The following is a 23,231-nucleotide window of genomic DNA, read 5'->3' on the forward strand; positions in this document are numbered from 1 at the left end:
CTTAATAAAAGTATTTTTTACTTAAACTTGCATTCGATAAAAGTAGATCCGACTTTTATTTGCTCTCTACGATACGCGGTCACATCGGATTTTTCAACTCTGCCAGCTTGAAAAGCTTCGGTGGCCGGCCACTACGCGTGCGATCATGAGCAGTGCCGACTTCGATAAACAGCTGTTGATGGGTTTTCTTAAAATTAGAATTATCAATCGCATTTGCAGTCGTCATTAAAAATGGTGCATACACTTCGCGCGCCTCTTTCAACGTAAACGTCGTCCCCAAAACTTGAAGAATCGTAGGCTGATAGTCTAGTCGGTTACGAATACGGCGAATGGCCACCGTCAAAATCCGGGCATGATCAAACGCTAGCTCAGATGTCGATGTGCCTAGCGGAAAAATCGTTCGCCCATTTTGCAGTTGATACCCTGCTTCATCAGCAGCACTAAAAGCAAACCAGCGTGCATCGGTAGCACCGTAACCCGGTTGCAACTTCGGCATCGTTGGCAAGTAAGTCATGTAAGTCAACGCCAGTGCACGCTCCCCGGGGGTCCGCGTCGGATCGGTAAATGTCGCAAGTTGCTCTGTCGATCCACGATTAACGTGAATTCCGATCTTATCGCGAATCAATCGAATCGCTGCTGTGTCTGCACTTTCCCGTTCACGCAAAGTGGTTTCCGGCAATGCCCAGAAACCGGCAAACGGTGCCCCGGCACGATGAATCAAAAGTACCTGCAACTGGTGGGTTGTCCGCGAAAAACTCCAAATAACGTTCGTAATCGTGATCAAAGGATGCGCAAGAAATTCGTCAGCCATGAAATCATACTCTCTTTATAACAATTGTGTTCAGTTGTGATTATAGCAAAAGCGCCTAACGATAGAATTGTTAAATTCTAATCCTTAGGCGTTTTTATCTCGAAAAATATTATTCTGATAAAACAACCAACAGCTCTATAGATCGCCAAAACTCACAAAAACCGATCCCGTTTTTCCTGAAAAGCTTGCACAATAAGGTGCCCAACCTGTTGGCTAAATGCCATGGCTGTTTGCCGATCGTAATCAAATTGTGTCAGCACCACCGCATACAAGCGCTCACCTTCAGCGGCAAAACAGGCCGCATCATGTTCGCAATGAGGCAACTCGCCAGTTTTGCCGGCTAGCCAACCGATGAAGTTTTCCATGGTCGGCGCTAACAGCAGCTTGGTGCGGTTTTGCTGATGCCGCAGGGCTTGGGCACAGATATCCGCTGCCGGTTCGTTGCCGTCCGACATTAACAAAGCGCGCAATAGTTGCCAGGCAGCGCTTGCGGTGATCATATTATCGCCATCAAAGGTTGATTGCATCAAGGGTCGCCGTAGTTGGACGCCAGGATAATGCCGAGTTAGCCACGCTGCAATGGTCGGCAGCCCATACGTGGTTAATAGCGCATTGGTAGCCAGATTATCCGATACCGTGAGCATCAACGTCAGCAAATCACGCACGCGCCAAGCTTGTGGTGACATGAAACGTAAAATACCTGCCCCGCCGACCGATTCCGGAAGCGTCACTTGCCGCTCAAGTTGGCTGGGATCATCTGCCGCTTTTTCCTTTACAAAGGCGGCAATGCCCAGTTTGATCAAACTAGCAGCGGGAAATGGTTGATCAACCTGCGCGCCAAACAGCACATGCCGGGTATCAGCAACCAACAAGGCGTGTTTTTCGTCAAAGTTCTGATTCACTTGATCAAGCCGTGTCACGAGTTTATCAGGCGTCATGCATAGGATCTCCAATTGTAAGCTGTGGTCCGTGCGTTTGAATGCCTGCTTGCTGCTTTTTGACCATGTAGACCGCGTCCAAATCTGTGAACGTAACATTATCATGAACCGCGGCAAACGCGATCGCCGGCACCAGACTCAGGTTACTTTCGATCATACACCCAACCATGGTCGTCACGCCAAAAGACGCGCAAGCTGCATCGATCTTCGCAGCCTCCGCCAAACCGCCTGTTTTCATTAGTTTGATATTGATGTGATTGACTGCGTGGCGACTGAGTAATGCCAGCGCATCTTGAAACCCAAAGACACTCTCATCCGCCATGATTGGTAACTGTCGCATAGCAGTCAACGTTGCCAAGCCTTCGTGATTGCGCGCAGCAACTGGCTGTTCAATAAAATCTATCGGTAACTGCAAAGCCGCCAGTTCGGTCACCGCAACCTTGGCTTGATCAGTTGTCCATGCTTGATTGGCATCGAGACGCAGGCGAATATCAGGGCCTGCAGCTTTGGCAATCGTTTTGACGCGCTCCAAATCATCTGCCAATCGACCACCACCGACTTTGATTTTTAAAGCCTTAAAGCCTCGGGAAACAAATGCCTTCGCTTCGCTCACCATATCGGGCAGCGCTTGAATCCCAATCGTCATGTCAGTCGTGACCGTTCGCTGTTGACCACCGAGCAACGCTGTCAGCGGGATGCTAACCTGCTTTGCCCGCAAATCATAAAGTGCCAATTCAACCGCTGCAATGGCGGGTTGCTCCGATGTGCTGGCATGAAGCAGCGTCAGCAAACTATTCCAGTCTCGAATGTCACGTCCAATGAGTGCCGGTATCACCTGTGTCTGCAAGTTTTCCTGCAAGGTCGACATCGTATCACCTGTCACCACCGCGTTGGGGGTGCCGGCGCCATGACCAACTGTGCCATTGGTCAGCAAAACGTCAACTTGAACAGCATCCGCTGCCGTCACGGTATGCATCGCTGTTGTGAAAGGCCGCACCAGCGGTAAACTGATCGGCCGTAACTGTATTTTTTGAATAATTGGTTCTAATCCGGCCATGAAGTCGCCACCTCGAAAAATTGGGTTAATAACTGGCGCCTAACCGCCAACCATGCACGATTGGCGCGGCTAGGATAGATTCGATTGGTCAAACAGACAAATCCGCGCTGGGTATCACGATCAAATGCTATTGATGTCCCTGTAAACCCAGTGTGCCAGTATTGATGACGTCCTTGCGCCCAACAGCGCCAGCCGAGTGTCCGACCGCCTTTACAAAAGCGGTCAAGCAGCACAAACGCCGCTGGTGGCAGAACTTGATCGCCATTTGTCACGGGCAGACCAGCCAACAACCGTGTGAAAATAGTCAGATCCGCAAGCGTGGCGAACAACCCTGCATGACCACTAACCCCATCTAGTAAAAAGGCTTTGTGGTCGTGAACTGTCCCACGAATGATGCCACCGCGAGCAGGCACGTTTTCGGTTGGCACAAAATCCGCCGCAGCCACATGTTGCGGTCGATAACCGGTCGCATACATGCCCAGTGGTGCAAAAATATATTGCGTCAGGCTTGTTGCCAAATCACCATCGAGTGCAGCAATCGCCCAACCGAGTATGATGTAGTTCAAATCCGAATAAATCGTCTCAGTGTCTGGTGCAGCGACAGCAGCCATTGTTTTGACGGCATGAATCAACCCCGCTTGATCGAGCGCATGGGCATCAGGGACATCTGCTGGCAAGCCACTGCGATGCAGCATGAGTTGTTCAATCGTCAGTTGTGGGTATCGCAAACCGCTGACCAACGAGCCAATGGGTTGGGTTAATTCTAACTTGCCAGCTATAAGCAACTGCAGCAGTCGGGTGGTCGTGCCGACAACTTTCGTCAACGACGCCAGATCATACCGCGCTTGCGGCAACAACGGCAGCCGGTCATCCCCGGCACCTTGGTAGCCGATCACATGCAAGGCATTTTCTTGCGGGCTAAGCAGACTATACGACACGCCGAAAACCGCGCCATCAGTTATCGCCTGGTTAACCGTTGGCAGCAAAGCTGTCTGCTTATTTGTGCCCATGCTCGGCCTCCCAAGCCGCCAAAACTGCACTGATAACACCATCATGATCCGCCAAGACCTGCGTTGCATCGGCGGCATCCAGCTCGGTTTTAGCCATCACAATTGCGACTGGGACCTTATGTCCCGCTGCTTTCAGCAAGGTTGCAGCTTGGATTTGATCAACGCCGGTTGTGGCCGCAATAATGCGTTCTGCGCGATCTACCAACTTGGCATTGGTTGGCAAAACATCGACCATTAAGTTTTCAAAAACCTTCCCGGCGCGAATCATGACCCCTGTCGACAACATATTCAGAACCATCTTTTGCGCAGTCCCAGCTTTCATGCGTGTTGATCCGGTAATCACTTCCGGGCCAACAACTGGGGCAATGGCGATATCCGCATGTTGTGCCAAGACACTGTCAGGGACACAGGCCACCGAAATCGCAAGCGCTTTGGTTTGTTGCGCAAATGCTAAAGCTCCGATCGCATACGGCGTCCGGCCAGATGCGGCAATCCCGATAACCGTGTCATTGGCGTTCAAATTCAGTCTTTTGAGATCATGCTCGGCTAGCTCCGCAGAATCTTCCGCGCCTTCAACCGACTTGAACATGGCCGACATGCCACCAGCAATTAGCCCGACTGCCCGCTCTGGCGGAATACCATAAGTTGGTACGAGTTCAGCTGCATCCAAAACTCCCAAACGACCAGAGGTGCCCGCCCCGGCATAAATCAACCGGCCGCCACGATTATATCGTTGCCCGGCAGCATCGATTGCCGCGGCAATGTGGCTATTTTCTTTGGCGATTGCTGGTGCAATTTTTGCATCTTCAGCATTAATCAACGCCACCAAATCAGGCGTTGTCATTGTGTCGATGTGTGTGCTGGCCGGATTTCTTTGCTCGGTCATTAAGTCTGCGATTGACATATTTTTCCCCTCGAATCTTTAACTCACTTGTCAATTGTGACGTTGCGCGATAATTCTGCTCAGTTTTTTTTATCTCACCTTGAACGACCCCAAGAAAAAGAATGTTCGCGACATAAGTCTCCGTGAACATTGAGGTCACCGCACCGATTCGCAACAACGGTTCTGTCGGCGGCAAGGCAATCACGCAACTTGCCGCTTCACGCAACGGACTCGGCTCGTGTCGTGTCACTGCAATTACAGGCGTTTGGTTTCGCCGCGCTTGCTGAGCCGCCAATACGACCTCTTTAGTCAAACCGCTGTATGAAAAAACGACCATGGCATCGGCCGGTGTCGTATAATAAGCGCGCTCCACCGCCGTGTGGGTGTCGTGGTCAAAAATGGCTACGTACCCAGCGCGAATCAATTTCAAATAAAGATCCTGAGCAACTAGGGCGGAAGCACTGACTCCCACCAGATAAATATGACGTGCCTGTCGCAGCGTCGTAATGGCTGACTGCACGGCAGATTGATCCAACTCATCAGGCAAATCACGCACTGCGGCAATCGCAGTCTGGCTTAATTTATGCATCATGGTCGACAAGTCGTCGTCATCCTGAACCAGCGGATCAAGTGGCATCACCTCTGCAGGTAACGTCTTTTCCCGTGCGAGAGCTAGTTTAAACGACTGTAGGTCGGCAAACTCAAATTGACGAACAAACCGAATGACAGATGCGGCCGATACCCCGCTTGCGTGGGCAATCTGCGCTGTTGTCTGTGCGATAAAAGTCTCAGGATCGGTTATAACATGACGAGCCAAAGCTTGATTCACCGGACTTAATTGCGACAGACGCGACTGCAACGTCTCTAAGATTGTCTTCATTCGGCCTTATCAATAAAAGTTGCGATGGACGTTGCACTTTCGTTGGGAACCATTTGCGCAGTGATGGTGACTCCCTGTTTCAATAAGCGCCGAATAATCGCAATATCGTCTGGTGATACGGCAACGGAAGGCTTGATTTTCTTAGTGCCTGGTTTTTCCGACAAGTTGCCAACATTAAAGGCCTTGATTGGTACGCCGCCATCAATCAACTTCGCCATATCGGGAATATTTCGAGTAATGACAAAGACTTGATCATCTGCAAATTTGCCATTCTGCAAATTCTCGATGGCTTTGGCAACGGAGCTAATTGCTAGTTTTTTCCCTGCTGGTCGGGCGATTTTCAAACCTTGAATCGCCATCTCATCGCGTACCACCTCATCGTTAACCACCATTAAGCGGTTAGCGCCGACTGTGTTCGTCCAGACCATCGCTACTTGGCCGTGAATCATCCGTTCGTCAACACGTGCTGCCACAATTGTCATTAGAATCTTCCTTTCAAACAACACGGGCCGATATCATCGCGCCCGTGTTTTTCGCCTATCATGATTTTAAACTAAACTACCGATCCAGCCGAAGATGGCGCCCAGATTGCCCAACACCATCCCGATCAGAATCAGGACAAAAATTAGTCGCGTTGAGTTCATATGCTTGCGACCCAGAATCCAGTATGAGAACAAGGCAATTGCTAGTGGAATCAGTGCTGGCATGATTTTATCAAGCATGTCTTGCACATTCATCGTGACCTTGCCGACTTTGTAGGTCAGGTCAAGCTTGTAGTTGATAACCGCCGGAATCATCGCGCCAACAACCGTTAACCCAAGGATAGAAGCACCTTCCGTGAAAGTCGCCATGCTATCCGCAAAGGTTGTTGCCAGCCGGGTCCCTTGTGACAAGCCAACTTGGAACAATTTCCAGCGAACCCATAAAATGACCAAGCAACCAATGACCGGAATGAGTAACCCGATTGGTTGATTCGACAAAGCCAGATATGCGGTGATCGAATAGATAATCGCATTGTAAATTGCCACGAAGATCGTATCACCGACACCAGCGAACGGACCCATCAAGCCAGTTTTCAGACCAGTGATCGCTTTTTCATTCTCATCGTTCATTCCCAACTGATCCTGCAAAGCAACATCCGCGCCGACAATTAAGTGTGCCATTTGCGGCGTGGTGTTGAAGAAGCCCATTTCCATGTTCAGGGCTTGTTTCATTTTCTTAGGATCGTCTTTATACAACCGTTTCAAAGCTGGCATGACAGAGTAGGCATAGCCAAGACCTTGCATTTTTTCGTAGTTCCATCCCAATTGCAGACCCAACACGTTTTGAATGAAAATCTGCTTGAGATCTTTTTTAGTTATCTTATTTAATTTCAGTTCAGACATCGATCTCGACCTCCTCATCGGAATCATCGCCGCCGTTGCTGCCGCCATTGTTATGGTTGCTTGGGCCGTGGTTATTCGATTCGTTGCGCTTGCGGTCGTTGGCATCTAAAACATGTAGTGCCGCGAAGACGAAGCCAACCAGTGCTGTGCCCAGCAAGGAGAATGTTTTCGTGAAATAAGCCATTAAGACAAATCCAAGAATGAAATATGGAAAATAGCGTTTGAGTGGCAGATACCGCATCAGGATCGCGATCCCCATCGCTGGTAAGATAATCCCGGCTGTTTTCAAACCAACCATCAACCATGCTGGGATCCAAGCGTTGATCGCTTTAACAACCGCGGAACCGAAGAACAAACCAACGAAAACCGGTAGCATTCGTGAAACTGTCCACGGAATAATCCCGTAAAGGTTATTGCGCTCAACCCCTTTATAGTCGCCTTTTTCAGCTAAGCGGTCAGCGTGATGTTGGAAAATCGTGTTCGTCATCCGCGCCAAAATATCCATTTGTGTCAGCAGTAAGCCGATTGGAATCGCCAAGCCAATTCCATAAGCCGCGCCCCGACCTGACATGATCGCAAAGGCACTGCCCATGATGGATCCAGAAAGAAAGTCAGGAACGGTTGCACCGCCATACGTTGCAACCCCCAATGTGGCTAATTGCAGCGTTGCGCCGACAATCAAGCCGGTTTTGAGATCACCCATAACTAGACCAGTTACCGCCCCGCCAAACACTGGCGAGAATAATCCGATCTTAACAGACAATGCATCAAGTTGTGCAATGCCCACATAGATCGTCAAGAAAATAAGTGCAAAAGCAGATATTGACATGATCTTTCCCCTCCCTAATAGGATGTCATGAATCAAGTCAATTATGCCGCCATGTGAAACTGTATTTCAAGTATTTGCGTAAGAATAATTGACATTGAAATTCAGTTTCTTAAAAAACAGCGTCAATACAGGTGTACCATTTTTGACGCAAAAGCTGGCGTCACATGAGAAACACCAGTTATTCTCTGTGCTACAACAGACGCTTCAATAAGCTTGTTCCTTCAAAATTATTTTTTGAATTTAATTCTTATAATGATGCCGATTAGTCCACTTTGCGCAGTTTGGCGACAAGAGTCCGAGACATAATTCTCAGTCGGCAAAATAAAAGCGAACAATTTTCCACTTAAAGGAAATTTGTTCGCTTTTGCCTGCTCATGGATTATTTATTGCGATTTTAAAGATCGTAGTGCCAAGGCGGAGCAATCGTAGGTCAGATGGGGCTCAGCCGTGCAAACAACACAGCGACCGGGCTTGGCGCTGATGTTGTTAGGCGACTTCGAGACCGCGGGCTTTGCGGGCTCGAAGCGCCGTCACAGCGTTCCAGCCCCAGCTGGCCGGAGATTGCGGAGTTTGGCACGGCAAGAAAGTTTTAGCCTAGCATCTTCCTGCGATTATTCGTAATTTAGTGAATCACAAGTCCGATGTGAGAATTATGGTTCACCCTCAGTGAAGTCTGTTATTGCAGTTGGAACTTTAACACTACCGGATTATGATCGGAATATTGAAAACCTGTAGAAACGACATGCACACTTTCAGCTTTAATATTAGGCGAAAGAATATAGCCGTCGATTAACGTCACAAAACTTTTACCCGGTTGATACGGTTGATCCAAGGCTCGAACTGACGGCACGGCAGCCTTGGCCAAGCCCATGGTCGGGATATGAAAACCTGCAGGGAGTTTGGACTTCGGGAAAAGATGGGTCCACGTTTCATCAAGATCTTTTGTGTGGAAGATTTCGGCGGTATTTTTTAACAAGCGATGATTGTAGTCGCCAGCAACCATCACATAATTACCTTGCTGATACGCTTGTTCGATATATTTAAACAACTTGGTGAACTGTGCCTGCTGAATCTTGACGTTCGGTGTGAATGCTGACATATGAATGTTGACCATGACGAATTGTTTACCATTCGCCACCGTGGTTTTGGTTGCCGTAAAAGCTCGGTCCAGATCAATGATTTTGTTAAAATCAGTGTCCACTGGCAAACTGTAGCGCCGGGAGCTATCGACCTTGGCTTTACTTAACGTTAGAATACCGGACTTCGCTTTGCCGATCGGTTGGGTGAACGGGTAGAACAAGTAAGCCGAATCATAATTCTGACCGTATATATTGGCGTATTGTTGCTGCGCCCCAGTGACCATCTTCACTTCATTCACATGTTGTGATCGATCACCATCCGGATCAATTTCCTGATAGAAAGCAACATCAGGATTTTGCGCCTGCGTGGTTTTGATCACACCATTAATGCTGGTACGCACGGACTTTTTACTGTAGGCTCGCGAATATTTGCCGCCATCCATGAAAAAACTATAACTTGGCGGGTAGGAACCATACCCGATATTGTAAGTCATCGCCGTATAAGTCTGGCCCGGTTTAAACTGCGTACTTTGTTGGTTCTTCACTTTTAGCGCCTGATCATCAGGCACGCGATAATAAGTGGTGAATAAATAAATCAAATATCCGCCGGCGGCCAACAACAAGACACCGAGAATGCCGCCAACCCATTTCAAAATTCGTTTCACCGTCGTTCCTCCCAAAATAGTTGTTTTGCTTATTATAGCAGTTGTCTTTTCCTCTGAGACCAGTACTATGAGGATAGACTTTTTTATAAAAAGGGGATCGCCATGTCGACTGAAACTGACAGCATTTTAGCTGCTTTCGAAAAATTCAACACCATTATTATCCATCGTCATATTAATCCTGACCCTGATGCGATTGGCTCACAAACCGGATTGGCCTTGCTGCTGCGTGCCGCTTATCCTGCCAAAACCATCTACACAGCGGGACCGGCCGCCCCCGATTTAGCTTGGATCGGACCACAACAACAAGTGTCCGCTGAAGCTTACACTGGTGCGCTCGTCGTTGTGATTGATACTTCTAATCGCGAACGCATTGCCGGTGATTATTTTGATCAAGGAGCGATGCTGATCAAAATTGACCATCATCTGGATGAAGATCAGCTTGGCACCATCAACTGGGTTGACACCCATGCTTCCAGTGCATCAGAGATGGTGTGGGACTTAGTACGTCACAGCCCACAGCTGCAACTCACCAAAGCAGCCGCCACAGCACTCTACGCAGGCATTATTGGTGACACCGGCCGTTTTCTGTATGATTTAACAACCGCCCGCACCCACCAAGCTGCTGCTGACCTACTTGCAACCGGCATCGATGCCGCCGCAATTGGCCGTCAAGAAGACCAGTTCCCGGAAAATGTTGGCCGCTTGATTGGTTGGGCCTTAGAAAATGTCAAAATCACTGACACTGGCGCCGGATCACTCCTCATCACAAAGGCCGTGCTCGCCCAATTTGGCCTTGCGTATGGCGAAGAACAGCGCGCAGTCGGCAATATCGGCAAGCTAGCCAGCATTGATCGCTGGGTGGTCTTCACCGAACGAACTGATGGCAGCTATCGGGTTGAACTCCGCGGCAAAACCAAAGAAATCAATACGCTGGCCGTTCAACATGGTGGTGGCGGCCATCCGCTGGCAAGCGGCGCCGTGGCAGATAATGCTGCTGAACTTCATGCTATTGAAGAGGAACTTGCATCGTTATAAGGTGTCATGAAGAATGGTAATGGCCCGGACGAATGATCTAAACCCAAAAGCCAGAGCGATGCCTCATTTCTAATGAATAGCTGTTGTGATAACGACTGGTAGACTTGGTTTTCAAAAATACGGTAAAATATTAGAATCGAGGAAAAGTTGACACGTACTAGTGTGTTTTCTACCTTGTCAGTCAACAAATCCATGATATAATGACTTTGGTTTAGAAAAACTTTTACGGTCACATCACAATAGCCGTTTCCCCTGTACGGGAAACGGCTATTTTTTTCACCCGCTGCGATAAATCGTGGACGACGGGCGTGTGGGTTGAAGGCAACTGCAAAGACTATCGCCGATCATTCAACCTATGTTCGAGCAGCAGGAGTACCACTCCCACAATGAGCGGGGCGATAATCTGATTTAGAAAATCAATCACGGTCACACCCCCTCCCAGGGCAGTTGCCATGTTTGATTATATCAAAGGTTGTGGGGCAGACATAGATAAAGAGAAACTATAACGAATGTTTTTATCCATTTCGTTTAAAAGCGTTGCTAATATGTTCCTATTCCTATCTAATTTTATCCCTATTAATTCTTTTTTGCTAAAACAATAAATCGGTCTTCAAACGTTGTCACGCTACCTTGGCTATCGATGATCTTCTGAAGTTGATGCAGCTGCGGCATTACTTTTTTTACATCAAAATCCGGAAACTCCCATGGAATAACCGTGGCATAATAAACAATTGCGCCAACATCAGTGAAATTCATTTTCACAAAGGCCGCGTCTGATTTCAAAATCTTGAAGCCCGCTTCCCGCAACTCGGTCATAACTTGCGGTAAATTATTATCTGGAAAAGCTGGTACATAGTTGGCATTCAAAAACCGTGACAGACTGTAATTATTAGTTGCACCGATTTGTTGCGAGACAAAGAGACCGTGCGGCCGCAACACACGGGCAATGTCGCGTATCGGCAAACCACCGTGACTGTTGGTGACAATGTCAAAATGCTCATCCGGAAGCTGCGCCAATCGTTCTTCTGGATCCGGATATAGCGTAACGCCTTGCGGTACCAACGTGCGTTTTAACTGGTCAATATTTGGCTGCCAACCTTCCGTGACGGTTGTTTTCTCGACAGGATGCCGAAAAGTCTGCATTAATTCACCACCGCCGTCTTAGCCTTAATCGCCGCTCGTCACTTTAATCCCAATGATCCCAATCACAAGCAGTGCAATGAAGAACCAAGTCGCTGGTTGCAGTTGATCTTTAAACAAGACCACACCAACAATAATCGATCCGACAGCGCCGATCCCGGTCCAAACCGGGTACGCCAAACTTAATGGCAGATGTTTAACGGCAAGGGCCAAGAACCAAAAACTTAAAACCATCCCGGCCAAAGTTGCTAACGTAAATCCCAAACGACTAAAGCCGTGCGACATTTTCATAAAGGTTGCCCAAACGACTTCAAATCCACCTGCTAAAACTAAATAGAACCACTGCATGAATGTGTCCTCCTCGTATCATTTTGCAGCCTCAAAACAAAAAGGCGACAGTATACGCAACCGCTGCATTGACCTAATGCGGTTGCGATACTGTCACCCGGTAGTGACTGCTATTTAAATAAATGTTGATGTTATTTTTTCACATATTGACAACGGCGTCAAGGAAATTGCTAAAAGTTCCGCGCAATGACCCACAAAATGATGAGTTGCGCAAATGCGAACGACCAAGTAAAAGCCAGCGCCCATTTGCTATGTTCAACAACCATGAGATGCCCGGCAAGATTGCCAATCACCACCAATGCCATTACAAGCCACAACAACGCTCTTGTACGATGGTCGATTGGTCCCTTTGAAGTGCGCATGATCCAGAAAATAATCATTGATGTGATTGAAACACCCAAAAGAACTCCGATGATGTGTACCATAACGCTACCCCATTTCGAGCGCATACCTTAGTTATTTTGCAAAACATTCTATCCGTATTTTTTAACCATATTATGTCTTCACTTGATCCAAGGCACCATTTTAAACAGCTTTGCCAATCACCAGCTCTGTCCATCCCAGCACAAAACCCGCTCTAATCGCAACATTCATTGATTGCACATGGGAGAATTGGGTCCCATAAAGTGGCAAGACATCTTGGTTTTGATGCTGGATTTCAGCGGTTAGTTGCTGTACTAACCGGCTAGCAATGCCTTGGTGACGGAAGGCAGGGTCAAGCAGCTCAACGCCGATCTCCCAACAGTACCTGCCATTTTGACTGGCGCCTGCTACGGCCACGAGGTCTCCGTCTAGTTCGTAGCCAATCCCAAGGCGATCCGGTGCCGCCGGATCATAACCAAACGCCATTTTGATCGCATGATTGGCTTGGTATTTCGGAATCGCATCCGCTTCAATCAAATGCATGCCCGCGGTTAATTGGCGACTTAGCTGGTTACTCGGCACGAAGAAAGGTGCCATATTGGTCACTTTTAACCCAAAATTCCGAAGCAATTCGGTGAGTTGCTCTACGGTTTTCATTTCAAGGAACCACGCCCCGTCTGCCTGTCCAAAAGCATCTGCTAAGGCAGCTGTGACCTCTGGCTTCGTTGTGCGCACCCATAGTCGTCCTTTGCGAATGACAATGTCACCAACATCACGCGCCCAACTGCGGGCAGTCGGCACAGGCGGTCTAGTCACGAAAAGATTTCCTGTATTTTGCAGCCGCGATGCTGGCACTTGCAAATCCAGTGCTAATTGTTTCGTGATAAGTGACATCTCATCCTCCAGATTTAAAATGTTGGGCGTTACTTTTCAAGGGTCTTGCTTAACCATGACACGTTCGCGAATCGTCCCAAACTTGGTCGTATCTTCCATAATCTGATCTGTCATGCTAAAGCCAAAATGCTGATAGAATTTCTGCGCAGATACATTATTATCCAAAACACGAATATAAAACTGGTCAAATTTCTCATGCAGGCGCTGTAATGCCCGCGTCATCATGACAGCACCGACACCTGTATGTTGAAACTGCGGCAGCACATAAATTGAATAAAGCTCACCCCAGCCGTTAAAATCCGGCAACCGCGCTGGACCAAAGCTGCAAACACCAACAATTTTATCTTTGTCATCAACTGCTAACAGCGTGTCTTGCCAGCGCCGTTCCGGATGCCAACTGGCCGGTGAGAGTTGCGCCAAAAAGTCATCTGATATGAGTCCGTGGTATGCGTCCTGCCACGTCACGTAGTAAACCTGCCGAATAGCATCAAAATCAGAGTTAGCTGTGGCTTCAATAACCTTCACTTTAGCAGTCATTCTCTTCGCCTCATTTACCGTTACCTTGCTGAGCCAATATCCATGTTGCAGCATCCGCCAAACTGGCACATTCAACAAACGAACCCGCCACCTCTTGATAACCTGCATCTCCACGCCCTGTTGCGACATGAATCCCCAAGATGCCAGCATTAATGGCACATTGCATATCAGCCAGATAACTATCACCAACGATCACAGCATCACGATTCGCAAAACGATAGCGAAGATGTGCTTGTGCAATCAGACCGGTCTTAGGTTTTCGACACGGACATCCAGCGTTCTCAGCATGTGGACAAATAAAGGCATCAGAACATCCCATTTCAAGTAACGAGATGCGCAGCGCGGCTTCGTCCAACTGCCCAGAAGTAATTTTTGTCTGATTCGTCAGCGCAAAAACTTGCAACCCAGCCATTCGCAAAGATCGGATGGCCGCCACACTGCCGGGATAAGGTTCGAATTGATGAATCGCCGTAAAATGACCGTTCCCGCCTATGGTGCCATCGCGATCAATGAAAACTGTCTTGATGACCAAGTGTGAGGCTCCTTTCAGTCGTATCAAACAACTAATCCCATTGAATTGCTTTCATTATATGTCAGTGATGCGTTTCCAACCATCCGAACATTTCCGTAGATCAATATCATCCCCACATGGTTCATGGCGTGTTTTTTAAGCGACACCTTGATAATTGACTTTAAAATGCAAGTGCTCTATATTCCTTGTTATTGGTTCAAAAAAATAAACCATTAGTCGAGGAATATATCATGACCAAAACCATGCAGGCCGCGCTTATCACGCATTATAAACAGGCTGTACCTGAAATTCAAAATGTCCCTTTACCCACTGTGCGACCAAATGATGTTTTGGTGCGCATTGTGGCAGCAAGCATTAATCCAATTGATCTCAAAACGAAAGACGGCAAGCTGCGACTATTATTAAAATACCAGATGCCATTGATTCTTGGCAGCGATTTTTCAGGTATCGTCACAAAAGTCGGAACCAACGTGACTCGTTTTAAAGTCGGCGATGCCGTTTTTGGCCGACCACAAAAAGACCGGATCGGAACATTTGCAGATTTTCTTGCGATTGATCAACACGATATTGCTTTGAAACCCAGTCGGCTGACATTTGAAGAAGCTGCCGCCTTACCACTTGTCAGTCTCACCAGTTATCAAGCGCTACACGACTTGATGCACTTGACACCAGGTCAAAAAATTCTGATTCAAGCCGGGGCCGGTGGTGTCGGTACCGTCGCGATTCAAATTGCCAAAGCCCTTGGTGCAGAGGTCGCCACCACCACAAGTAGTCAGAATATCGCTTTTGTTAAATCACTAGGCGCCGATCACGTCATTGATTATCACCGGGTGCCATTTCAGAATGTTCTGTCGGACTATGACGGCGTTTTTGACACACTCGGCGGCACCAGTCTTGCGAATGCGTTCCAAATCGTCAAACCCGGCGGCATGATTGTCAGCGTCTCCGGCATCCCTGATGAAAAGTTTAGCGATGCTTATAACGTCCCTATTTGGAAAAAAGTAGCCTTTCGCTTAGCAAATCACCATATCAGCAAGCTCGCTCGGAAAACCGGCGTCACCTATCGTTTCCTCTTCATGCATCCCAGCGGTTCAGAACTGGAAAAAATAGGCGAACTCGTCGAAAATGACAAACTTCGCCCTATTGTTGATCGCGTTCTCCCATTTGCTCAGCTTCCTGAGGCATTTGCCTATTCACAGGCTGGTCACGCCAAAGGAAAAATCATTTTAAAGCTGGTCGATAACCCTAGCTCACTTTTGCAGGTATAAATCGCGAAATTGTGCAATCTCACCTGCTGATAGCTTGAGTCCTTCGCGCAAGTATTGCTGAAATGACCCAAATTGCTGATCAATCACTTGAAAATAACGCCTCAGATAATCCGCATCAACTTTCAAGGCTTCGCCGATTGATTTTAACTGTTGATCAGTAAAACCCCGTTCTTTGAGCCCGGCAAGTATCTCTTCATTGGCGACTGTGCGCTCAGCATTGGTCTGAAGATAATCGGCCATGATGTCTTGCTCGCTCACGTCCAGTATTTTCAAAATCAATGCGGCGCCAACGCCAGTGCGGTCTTTGCCTGCAAAACAATGGAAAATGGTGGGTTCGTTTGGGCGCAACAAACCTTGAATAAACTGGCGATACCCAGTCTTGGCCGAATCACTCAGCGCTAACTGCTCATAAGTCGCCAGCATATTTTCGTGAACATTGCCCTTCTCGGTAATCATGCGCCCAAGGCTAGCATTATTGGCGGTCGCATCCTTGAGAATGTCCAACACGGCATAGTCCGCCCCTTCCCACACTGTGTCCGGAAATTCCGTCCGCTCGTCGTCACTGCGCATATCCACAATGTGCTTAATTCCTAGCGTCTGACCAAGGTAGTGACTTTGATCATCCTCTAATTCAAAAAGTTGTCCTGAACGGAAAATCAACCCATCCTTCACCATTTGACCGTGGGCGTTCTGATACCCGCCTAGTGACCGGAAATTTGTAATCTTTTTCAACGTCACGATGCCCCTTCCTGTTGATGCGACGAAGACGATGATGCCGTTTGCTGATGTGGAAATTTTTCTAGCCGATAAAGCTGTTCTTCGTCCACCGTTTCGTGACCTTTTTTAAAGGTATAACCCATGTGTCGGTAAAAATTTACAGCAGTGATTGACGCCGGAATCTCAACACGCTCCGCCTGTCGAAAATAGACATCATGCTCCAACGTGTGAATGATAAGCTCTCCTATTCCGCGTTTTTGATACGTTGGCAACACAAAAATATCAAAAAGACTATATTCAGTTGTACTGCCCCAGTACGACCCAATCGCACCAGTACCAACGATGCGATTACCGTCATGAACAATATAAAAATGAGTCTGCTCGGCTTTGTCTAAGAAAAATTGCGGCGACATTCGCTTAATCGTAGCTTCAAGATAAGCTGATGAATAATCTTGGCTATTGGAAATGTTTAATGTGGTGGCAACAACTTGCGCGACTTCTGCTGCATCCGCTGGTCGAAATCGGCGAATTTGAATCATAACTGATCACCTCACGAAACAATTTTGGCTTTATCAAGTTGTGACTAATTTATCACACTTATTCATCCATTAGGGAAATATCGTTATGTTTCACCGTGGTTGTTGCCAGACCAGCACGTCTTCTAATTGTCCAGTTGTCTCATCCCGATCTTGCTTTAAAAGCGTAAAGCCATGTCGACGGTAGAAACGCGCTGCGCCTATGTTCTGCTGGTAAACCGCTAACGTCAGCTTTGGATAGGTCTGTTGCAGTTTGACCATCAACGCTGCCCCCACGCCTCGTCCGCGAGCCTGCTCATCAACAAAGAAACCAGCAATGTAGTTATCTTGCAGGCCACAAAAAGCAATGATGTCATGATCACGCTGATCCTGAACAAGCCAAAGTGTTGCCTTGCTAATCTGATCACGCACCAGCGACACATTTCCAGTCCAATAGTCCGCTGGGATGAAATCATGGGCCTGCAAATTACCTTGTAGCCAGATCGCCATAATTCGATCAAGTTGCGGGGGTGTTGGCTGGGTTACTAGTTGAATCGTATAAGTTGTCATCTTAACCTCTGAATTCATTGTTTTCATGTGAAACTTTAGTTGCGTTGTAACTTCAAGCCATCAGTGCCGCTCTTAACCAGTCGCTTTCACATTCGCACCTTTTTCCCATTAAATAGTTACGAAAAGATGTCGTGCCGATGAAAGCGCGGTGTTCTCGAATCGTGCTGTAACCCACTGTCTTAAAAAACGGCTGGGCGGTGATCGAAACATAAGCTTTATACTGCGGTGACGCGACTCGTTGCTCAAGTGCCGCCACTAGTCGTTTACCGACCCCTTCACGCTGATGCGCCGCACTGACGTAAAGCCGATCCAAGTAGCCATCAGACGCCATGTCAGCAAATCCAATGATTATCTCGGCTTCATCCACTGCAACCAACGCCACGGGTTTCATGAAGCTGGCATGCCACGCCGCAAGCGATCGCTCATGGCCAGCCCAAACGGCAATCTGATCAGCGGTATAGTCTTTCGCGTTGATTTTTTGAACGGTGTCTCTAAAAAGCGCCAAAGTAGGTGCCGCGTCACTTGGCTGGTAGGATCTGATTATCAACAAACGACTCCTTTTCTGGTGAGTATTAACGACCGTCTAACTTGAAATAGCTTCAACTTTAAGAGATACAGGCACCTTTCAGAAAATAACTGCTAAAAATAGCCATTATTCGAAGCTATCTGATGAAATCGGATAAACCTTGTGAAAGGATTCCAAAACAACCAGTGCCTTTTTCGGATTAAAGGTTTGATTGGCCTCAGCATATTCATTTTTAAAAAAATCAGCATGTACCTGCCGCCAGTATGCTAAGCTGCGATCGCCTTCACCTTCACGATAAGCATGATCATCACTGACATCTAGAAATGGTTGAACATCTACTGCATCAGTATATGTGACACAAACCGGCTCATTTGCCGCATTCAAAACAACATCGTAGCCACCAACTTGGGGTAGTGGTTCATCAGGTTCGTATAGATCACGTGCACTGGCGGTGGCAGTTTTCTGGCCAGCGAGAACCAACGCAGCCAATTCGTCCGCGCTGGCACCAAATTGATAGGCACTTTGGAGCGGTGTGGCGGCTGGCAAGCCAATTGCCTGCTTAGCTTGGGCGAAAAATGTTTCTGGTGTCATGCTCAAAACCCCGTTTCTTCTTGTCAATATCAAATCCAGCTGATTGGCTTACTCGGCTGTCAACTAAAAGTCAGTCAATGATCCTCATTGTTGTCCCTATTTATGGTATGGACTGCCAATATTAATCATAAAGGCTCGATAAATCTGTTCCATCAAGACTAAGCGCATCAATTGGTGCGGCATGGTCAACTTGCCAAAACTCAAAGTATCATTGGCGCGTTTCATGACTGCAGGCGACAAGCCCAGCGACCCACCGATCACGAAAGTAATGTCGGAATGCCCATAGGTTCCAAGATCGGCGATTTCTTTCGCGAAAACTTCGGATGGCCGCTGCTTGCCTTCAATCGCCAAAGTAATAACCCATTCCTTATCCTTAATTTTGCCTAAGATGCGGTCGCCTTCTTTAGCTTTCACATCAGCCATCTCAGCCTCGGAGAGATTCTCTGGGGCTTTTTCATCGGCAACTTCAACGATCTTAACCTTAGCGAATTTATCCATGCGCTTTAAGTATTCAGCAATGCCGTCGCGAAAATACTTTTCCTTTAATTTACCTACGCCAATGATCTTAATGTTCATGTTGGTATGATCTCCCATAGTCTCGTTGTTTGACCGATTTTTTTCTGTTTCAAGTATACCAGACGTTCTGGGTCGACCAGCAATGCATCCAACAACAAACTGGTTGGGATCGTTGAGAGCTGATGTAGGGACGCCCAACAAAAATAAAACGGCTAAGCCGCTCGCGTATAGTTGCTTCAAAACGCGTTCGCAGGCCCAGAAACCGGGTCTGTTCACGCTCTGCCTGTTTGCCTATTGTCAACGTTCGGATTATGGCGCAAAATAGTCTGGTTGAGGTTTTTTTAATGAGGTAAATTGATGATTGTTATTCAGCGTCTGATCAAAGATCGGGTCCTGCAGATCACCGCCTTGTTGGTCGTCATAAGTCTGTTCATTGGCCGGCCAAAAGCAAGCGACATAAGTTTTGCCACATTATGGTCAATTCTCGCCATGATGACGGTGATTCAAATCTTCGAGCACCTACATATTCTTGATTACTGGGCCTATCGACTGACTTCCCGGGCGAAAAACACGCGACAGTTAACGTGGTGGTTTCTTTTTCTTGCGATTTTTGCCAGCATGTTTCTTTCAAATGACGTGACCGTCTTGACCTTGGTGCCGCTCTATCTGCGGGTTGCCAAGAAGTATCAGTTACCCGAGATTCTCCCGGTAACCTTGATTGGCATGGCCGCCAACTTTGGAAGCGCCTTCACGCCATTTGGCAATACCCACAATATCTTTCTGATGCACCAATTTCAAATTGACTTGCGCCAGTTCTTCGGCTGGTCAATTCCGTTACTTGCCGTTAGCTTTTTAGTGTTAGTATTGCTAAGCCTTTTCTTGCGTAATGTGCCTGTCCCGAATGTCCCAGCTGAACACATCCATATACAAATGCGGCCGACCATGTTTGCCATTGCCGTTGCGTGTGTCGTCTTCGCTGGGGTCATTGGTCTTGTTCCTGCTTGGTTAGGGGCTGTTTTGGCGATTGCCTTATCCTTAGCACTGGACCCTAAAGATATGCGAGACGTTGATTACGCGGTGGTCTTAACGTTTGCTGGCTTTTTCATTATTGTCAGCGTCGTTGGCCAGATTCCATGGGTAATACACTTCCTTGCTGGTTTAGAAAACTCAGAGGAATCTGTTTATCTTAGTGGTGTTTTCACCAGTCAGGTTATTTCCAACGTCCCGTCTACAGTGCTGCTGGCACGCTTTACAGGTTATGTCGAGGCTTTATTTTATGGATCGAACATCGGCGGTGTTGGGACACTCGTTGGTTCAATGGCTAACTTACTTGTCTTCAAACAATACATGATTTATGGTAACCGGCCCCATACTCTTTTTTTTGTCGGCTTTACGATTTTTAACTTAATTGGTTTGATTTTGTTAGGTTGTGCCGGTTACTGGTTGACGGTTCGTTAAGAAGCAATAACCTACCTCGAAAAAGTCGGCCAATTCGACATGCTTCGTTAAAAATTCAGGTCATGACAGTAGTCGAATATTACATAACACCGGTAATGTATGCGTTTTCATTGCTTTTCTCCGGCAACGTGCTAGAATTAGGATTTGCTAAAAGGAACAGCGACATTCGAAGCGAACCACCGCGACAGGCTATTTATGGACCTGTCGCACTTTGTTTGTACATCAGTTGAGCTGTTCTATAATGCGTCTGCCAATGAAGCAAGCTCTATCTGCCTCCTGATGTGATGATCAATTTTAATCATCACATCAGGAGGTGTTGGCACCTTGTCTACTAAAGATATTGGTTGACGCTCGCTCTTAGGAGGAAGTATTTATGAAGCGCAGGACGTTGTTTTCGATCATCGTCATCACGCTGACCGCAGGATTTTTTACCTTGTTTTACGGTATGCATAGTACTTGGACAGATACCCGGTCAGCGCAGGCCGTTCAAGCCGCTACCGACCAAGTCAATGATTTGTTCAAGGATCAATCGCATCAATTACCTTCAGACCAGCTAAATAAGCAGGCTATAGCAGCTGCCGAGACCAAATTACAACAGGCTCGTCAGAAGGCCAATGATGCAGACCACGTTGCCGCACTTGCCAGCGCACAAGCCGATGTTGATGCCGCTAAACATATGCTGATTGTTAAAGATGCTGTCGCTCAAAATGCAACAAAACTGGACGAGCTAAAAACGTTGTCAGATGAGTCGCAGCAAGCATTAACCGAGCTTGCCAAGCAGAAGCCAACCTTCGTCCAGACCTATCAAAAACGTGTGGCACAGTTGTCTGATCAAGAAGCGGCTGTGGCAAAAATTGCCAGTCTTTTTAGTGACACTGATTTCAAGACTCCTAAGCCAAATCTGAGCTCGGCACAAGTACAGGCTGCATTGGCTGCCGTTGAAAAATTGGACAATAAACAATTCGCCGACCAAGTTATGCCGCTAATCAGTACCGCTCAAGATGCCACTGCCGGAGAAGACAGTCGTGACACCGAACCGTCAGCATCGTCAGTACTGCCTAGCTCCGCCGATAGTAGTCAGCCATCTGTTGCAGACAGCAGTAGTCAGGCTAGCTCATCTACCGCTAGCAGCAGTGAATCGGAGCAAAGTCAGGCATCCGGCTCAACCTCGACAGCAACTTCTTCATCTAGCCAGAATCCGTAATTTTTTGGATCACTAACCGATACTCAGGCACGCGTTGCCTGTCAAAAAAATGACGATACCGCACACATGCAAACTTGTGCGGATCGTCATTTTTTATTGGCCACTGCTAGAAGTCAGTGCCAATTAATTTGCTGTTTTCGTCTTGGCCAATTGCGGCACTAACTGGGTCAAATAGTCGATAAAGCTCAAGTAATCAGCAATGACCACATTTTCGTTGGGACCATGGGCGGCAGAATGGGCATTGCCAATCCCGCATGAAATAATCGGTGCGTGATTGATATCATAAAAGTACTTCATCGGTCCGCTGCCTGGAGAGTTCAGCTCGACTTGAACATCATCATCCCCATAAGTCGCACGGGCTAGTTGCAAAGCCGTCTGAACACGTGGGTCGTCAGGATCGGTTCTAAATGGCGGCTCGCCTAGAAAGTCAGACACCATCACATCGTCATAACCGCCAGCCGTCAACGCTTCTTTGACTAGCCGGACGGTCTCTGCCGGTGTCTGATCTGGCACCAAGCGCAGATCAAGCTTCGCCAGCGCGGTGTGCGGCAAAATGGTCTTGCCAATGCCGGGACCCTCATAGCCGCTGGATAACCCGTTGATGGTCATACTTGGCCGATTATAAAGGGCCGCCTTAATGTCATCAGCTGGCACCGTTGCCGGGCGGGTAATGCCGTAGTTCTTAGCAAACGCTGCATAGTCAAAGGCGGCGTCTTGAATTAACAGCTTTTGAGTAGCTGTCAGCGGCTTGACGACATCAAGAAAATGCGGAATCGTAATCTCATCCTTTGCATTTTTCAATGTTGCTAGAGCCTGAACCAACCGCCATGCCGGATTTTCTGTGATCGCCCCTAAACTGGAATGAAGATCAAAATCTGCCGTTTTAACGCTCAGCTGAAACGCGACGCCGCCTTTCACGCCAAGCGAGATTTGAAACTTGCCTTGCTCATTTCGACCACCAGATTCCCATAGGCAGAAGTCAGCAGCTAACAGATCAGCATATTGCGCTAACAGGTAGTCTAGATTCGGACTGCCTTGTTCTTCTGCCCCTTCAACCAAGAACTTAATGGTACAAGGAAGACTGCCTTGCGCTTGCAGGCGCTGAAGTGCTGCCAAGCGTGCCGCCAGTTCACCTTTATCGTCATTTATCCCCCGAGCGTACAGATGGGTGTCGGTCATTTTCAACTGAAAGGGATCACTTTGCCATAAGGCTAGCGGTTCAGCTGGTTGAACATCGTAATGATTGTAGAACAAGATTGTGGGGGCATCTGCTGTCTGCGCCGGAAAAACCGCGTACACAGCTGGGTTGGTGCGGTCTGTGTGCAAGATGCGGCTTGTTGTTGCGCCCAGCTTGGTAAACTGGGTTCGTAGAAATTCGGCGGTTTCTGGAATTTCATTTTCCTCTGCTAAAGAGACGGAATGAAACTGTAAATACTTCGTTAGAAAATCCTGCATGGGTATTGTCATTTTTCGACCTGCT

The 23,231-nt window shown here is 47.7% G+C and carries 27 protein-coding genes; 4 read left to right on the forward strand and 23 right to left on the reverse strand.

Going from position 1 to position 23,231, the window contains the following annotated elements; translation table 11 throughout:
- Positions 1 to 79: 79 nt before the first annotated feature.
- From AC07KQ_RS13535 to AC07KQ_RS13580, 10 genes are all read right to left on the reverse strand, one after another.
- Positions 80 to 811 carry an NrtR DNA-binding winged helix domain-containing protein gene (locus AC07KQ_RS13535; RefSeq protein WP_003568116.1) on the reverse strand — a complete coding sequence of 244 codons (732 nt, stop codon included), beginning with the start codon at positions 809 to 811 and terminating at the stop codon, positions 80 to 82.
- Positions 812 to 963: 152 nt separating this feature from the next.
- Entirely contained in the window at positions 964 to 1,749 is a 786-nt protein-coding gene (locus AC07KQ_RS13540) for a serine hydrolase (protein ID WP_003571819.1), read from the reverse strand.
- Positions 1,739 to 2,806 (reverse strand): dipeptide epimerase, encoded by a 1,068-nt coding sequence (locus AC07KQ_RS13545; protein ID WP_003571821.1) that lies wholly within the window; start codon positions 2,804 to 2,806, stop codon positions 1,739 to 1,741. The genes AC07KQ_RS13540 and AC07KQ_RS13545 overlap by 11 nt, the downstream gene beginning before the upstream one ends.
- Positions 2,794 to 3,816, reverse strand: coding sequence for a serine hydrolase domain-containing protein (locus AC07KQ_RS13550; RefSeq protein WP_003568121.1), 1,023 nt, complete (start codon positions 3,814 to 3,816; stop codon positions 2,794 to 2,796). The genes AC07KQ_RS13545 and AC07KQ_RS13550 overlap by 13 nt, the downstream gene beginning before the upstream one ends.
- Complete coding sequence (murQ, locus tag AC07KQ_RS13555) at positions 3,803 to 4,720, reverse strand: N-acetylmuramic acid 6-phosphate etherase (RefSeq protein ID WP_003568123.1); 918 nt, start codon at positions 4,718 to 4,720, stop codon at positions 3,803 to 3,805. The genes AC07KQ_RS13550 and murQ overlap by 14 nt, the downstream gene beginning before the upstream one ends.
- Positions 4,647 to 5,579, reverse strand: a complete 933-nt coding sequence (locus AC07KQ_RS13560) for a MurR/RpiR family transcriptional regulator (protein WP_003585938.1) — start codon at positions 5,577 to 5,579, stop codon at positions 4,647 to 4,649. The genes murQ and AC07KQ_RS13560 overlap by 74 nt, the downstream gene beginning before the upstream one ends.
- On the reverse strand, positions 5,576 to 6,061 hold the full coding sequence (locus AC07KQ_RS13565; RefSeq protein ID WP_003568129.1) for a PTS sugar transporter subunit IIB: 486 nt from the start codon (positions 6,059 to 6,061) through the stop codon (positions 5,576 to 5,578). Before AC07KQ_RS13565 ends, AC07KQ_RS13560 begins: the two co-directional genes overlap by 4 nt.
- Before the next feature lie 66 nt (positions 6,062 to 6,127).
- Positions 6,128 to 6,964: a PTS system mannose/fructose/sorbose family transporter subunit IID gene (locus tag AC07KQ_RS13570; protein WP_003568131.1), complete on the reverse strand. Its 837-nt coding sequence runs from the start codon at positions 6,962 to 6,964 to the stop codon at positions 6,128 to 6,130.
- Positions 6,957 to 7,793, reverse strand: coding sequence for a PTS mannose/fructose/sorbose/N-acetylgalactosamine transporter subunit IIC (locus tag AC07KQ_RS13575; RefSeq protein ID WP_003568133.1), 837 nt, complete (start codon positions 7,791 to 7,793; stop codon positions 6,957 to 6,959). Before AC07KQ_RS13575 ends, AC07KQ_RS13570 begins: the two co-directional genes overlap by 8 nt.
- Before the next feature lie 676 nt (positions 7,794 to 8,469).
- Positions 8,470 to 9,537 carry an endonuclease/exonuclease/phosphatase family protein gene (locus tag AC07KQ_RS13580; RefSeq protein WP_003568135.1) on the reverse strand — a complete coding sequence of 356 codons (1,068 nt, stop codon included), beginning with the start codon at positions 9,535 to 9,537 and terminating at the stop codon, positions 8,470 to 8,472.
- 102 nt (positions 9,538 to 9,639) lie between these two features.
- Here AC07KQ_RS13580 and AC07KQ_RS13585 point away from each other — a divergent pair, with 102 nt between their 5' ends.
- Entirely contained in the window at positions 9,640 to 10,572 is a 933-nt protein-coding gene (locus AC07KQ_RS13585) for a DHH family phosphoesterase (protein WP_003571826.1), read from the forward strand.
- 576 nt (positions 10,573 to 11,148) lie between these two features.
- Here AC07KQ_RS13585 and AC07KQ_RS13590 read toward each other — a convergent pair.
- The 6 genes from AC07KQ_RS13590 to AC07KQ_RS13615 form a co-directional block, all read right to left on the reverse strand.
- Complete coding sequence (locus AC07KQ_RS13590) at positions 11,149 to 11,715, reverse strand: class I SAM-dependent methyltransferase (RefSeq protein ID WP_013246135.1); 567 nt, start codon at positions 11,713 to 11,715, stop codon at positions 11,149 to 11,151.
- 24 nt (positions 11,716 to 11,739) lie between these two features.
- Positions 11,740 to 12,060 (reverse strand): DMT family transporter, encoded by a 321-nt coding sequence (locus tag AC07KQ_RS13595; protein ID WP_003568140.1) that lies wholly within the window; start codon positions 12,058 to 12,060, stop codon positions 11,740 to 11,742.
- Between the two features lie 170 nt (positions 12,061 to 12,230).
- Positions 12,231 to 12,485 carry a hypothetical protein gene (locus tag AC07KQ_RS13600; RefSeq protein WP_003568143.1) on the reverse strand — a complete coding sequence of 85 codons (255 nt, stop codon included), beginning with the start codon at positions 12,483 to 12,485 and terminating at the stop codon, positions 12,231 to 12,233.
- Between the two features lie 100 nt (positions 12,486 to 12,585).
- Positions 12,586 to 13,317 (reverse strand): GNAT family N-acetyltransferase, encoded by a 732-nt coding sequence (locus AC07KQ_RS13605; RefSeq protein WP_013246136.1) that lies wholly within the window; start codon positions 13,315 to 13,317, stop codon positions 12,586 to 12,588.
- A gap of 36 nt (positions 13,318 to 13,353) precedes the next feature.
- Positions 13,354 to 13,854, reverse strand: coding sequence for a GNAT family N-acetyltransferase (locus AC07KQ_RS13610; RefSeq protein WP_003568149.1), 501 nt, complete (start codon positions 13,852 to 13,854; stop codon positions 13,354 to 13,356).
- Between the two features lie 10 nt (positions 13,855 to 13,864).
- Positions 13,865 to 14,386, reverse strand: a complete 522-nt coding sequence (locus AC07KQ_RS13615) for an HAD-IIIA family hydrolase (RefSeq protein ID WP_013246137.1) — start codon at positions 14,384 to 14,386, stop codon at positions 13,865 to 13,867.
- Positions 14,387 to 14,616: 230 nt separating this feature from the next.
- Between AC07KQ_RS13615 and AC07KQ_RS13620 the strand changes: the two genes are divergently transcribed.
- On the forward strand, positions 14,617 to 15,654 hold the full coding sequence (locus AC07KQ_RS13620; protein WP_013246138.1) for an NADP-dependent oxidoreductase: 1,038 nt from the start codon (positions 14,617 to 14,619) through the stop codon (positions 15,652 to 15,654).
- Here the strand turns inward: AC07KQ_RS13620 and AC07KQ_RS13625 are convergent.
- From AC07KQ_RS13625 to rlmH, 6 genes are all read right to left on the reverse strand, one after another.
- On the reverse strand, positions 15,637 to 16,392 hold the full coding sequence (locus AC07KQ_RS13625) for a tyrosine-protein phosphatase (RefSeq protein ID WP_003585954.1): 756 nt from the start codon (positions 16,390 to 16,392) through the stop codon (positions 15,637 to 15,639). The genes AC07KQ_RS13620 and AC07KQ_RS13625 overlap by 18 nt on opposite strands.
- Positions 16,389 to 16,910 (reverse strand): GNAT family N-acetyltransferase, encoded by a 522-nt coding sequence (locus AC07KQ_RS13630; protein WP_013246139.1) that lies wholly within the window; start codon positions 16,908 to 16,910, stop codon positions 16,389 to 16,391. Before AC07KQ_RS13630 ends, AC07KQ_RS13625 begins: the two co-directional genes overlap by 4 nt.
- A 90-nt stretch (positions 16,911 to 17,000) precedes the next feature.
- Positions 17,001 to 17,483: a GNAT family N-acetyltransferase gene (locus AC07KQ_RS13635; protein ID WP_041168882.1), complete on the reverse strand. Its 483-nt coding sequence runs from the start codon at positions 17,481 to 17,483 to the stop codon at positions 17,001 to 17,003.
- 25 nt (positions 17,484 to 17,508) lie between these two features.
- Complete coding sequence (locus AC07KQ_RS13640) at positions 17,509 to 18,003, reverse strand: GNAT family N-acetyltransferase (RefSeq protein WP_020751778.1); 495 nt, start codon at positions 18,001 to 18,003, stop codon at positions 17,509 to 17,511.
- A 105-nt stretch (positions 18,004 to 18,108) separates the two neighbouring features.
- Positions 18,109 to 18,573, reverse strand: a complete 465-nt coding sequence (locus tag AC07KQ_RS13645; RefSeq protein WP_013246142.1) for an ASCH domain-containing protein — start codon at positions 18,571 to 18,573, stop codon at positions 18,109 to 18,111.
- Positions 18,574 to 18,669: 96 nt separating this feature from the next.
- Complete coding sequence (rlmH, locus tag AC07KQ_RS13650) at positions 18,670 to 19,149, reverse strand: 23S rRNA (pseudouridine(1915)-N(3))-methyltransferase RlmH (RefSeq protein ID WP_480156572.1); 480 nt, start codon at positions 19,147 to 19,149, stop codon at positions 18,670 to 18,672.
- Between the two features lie 297 nt (positions 19,150 to 19,446).
- Between rlmH and AC07KQ_RS13655 the strand changes: the two genes are divergently transcribed.
- Positions 19,447 to 20,547, forward strand: coding sequence for an SLC13 family permease (locus AC07KQ_RS13655; protein ID WP_274990929.1), 1,101 nt, complete (start codon positions 19,447 to 19,449; stop codon positions 20,545 to 20,547).
- Between the two features lie 373 nt (positions 20,548 to 20,920).
- Positions 20,921 to 21,751 (forward strand): hypothetical protein, encoded by an 831-nt coding sequence (locus AC07KQ_RS13660; protein WP_013246143.1) that lies wholly within the window; start codon positions 20,921 to 20,923, stop codon positions 21,749 to 21,751.
- 123 nt (positions 21,752 to 21,874) lie between these two features.
- Here AC07KQ_RS13660 and AC07KQ_RS13665 read toward each other — a convergent pair whose 3' ends face one another.
- Positions 21,875 to 23,218, reverse strand: coding sequence for a M20 family metallopeptidase (locus tag AC07KQ_RS13665; RefSeq protein WP_013246144.1), 1,344 nt, complete (start codon positions 23,216 to 23,218; stop codon positions 21,875 to 21,877).
- Positions 23,219 to 23,231 lie beyond the last annotated feature (13 nt).

This window comes from Lacticaseibacillus sp. YLM2-1 (genome assembly GCF_056583465.1).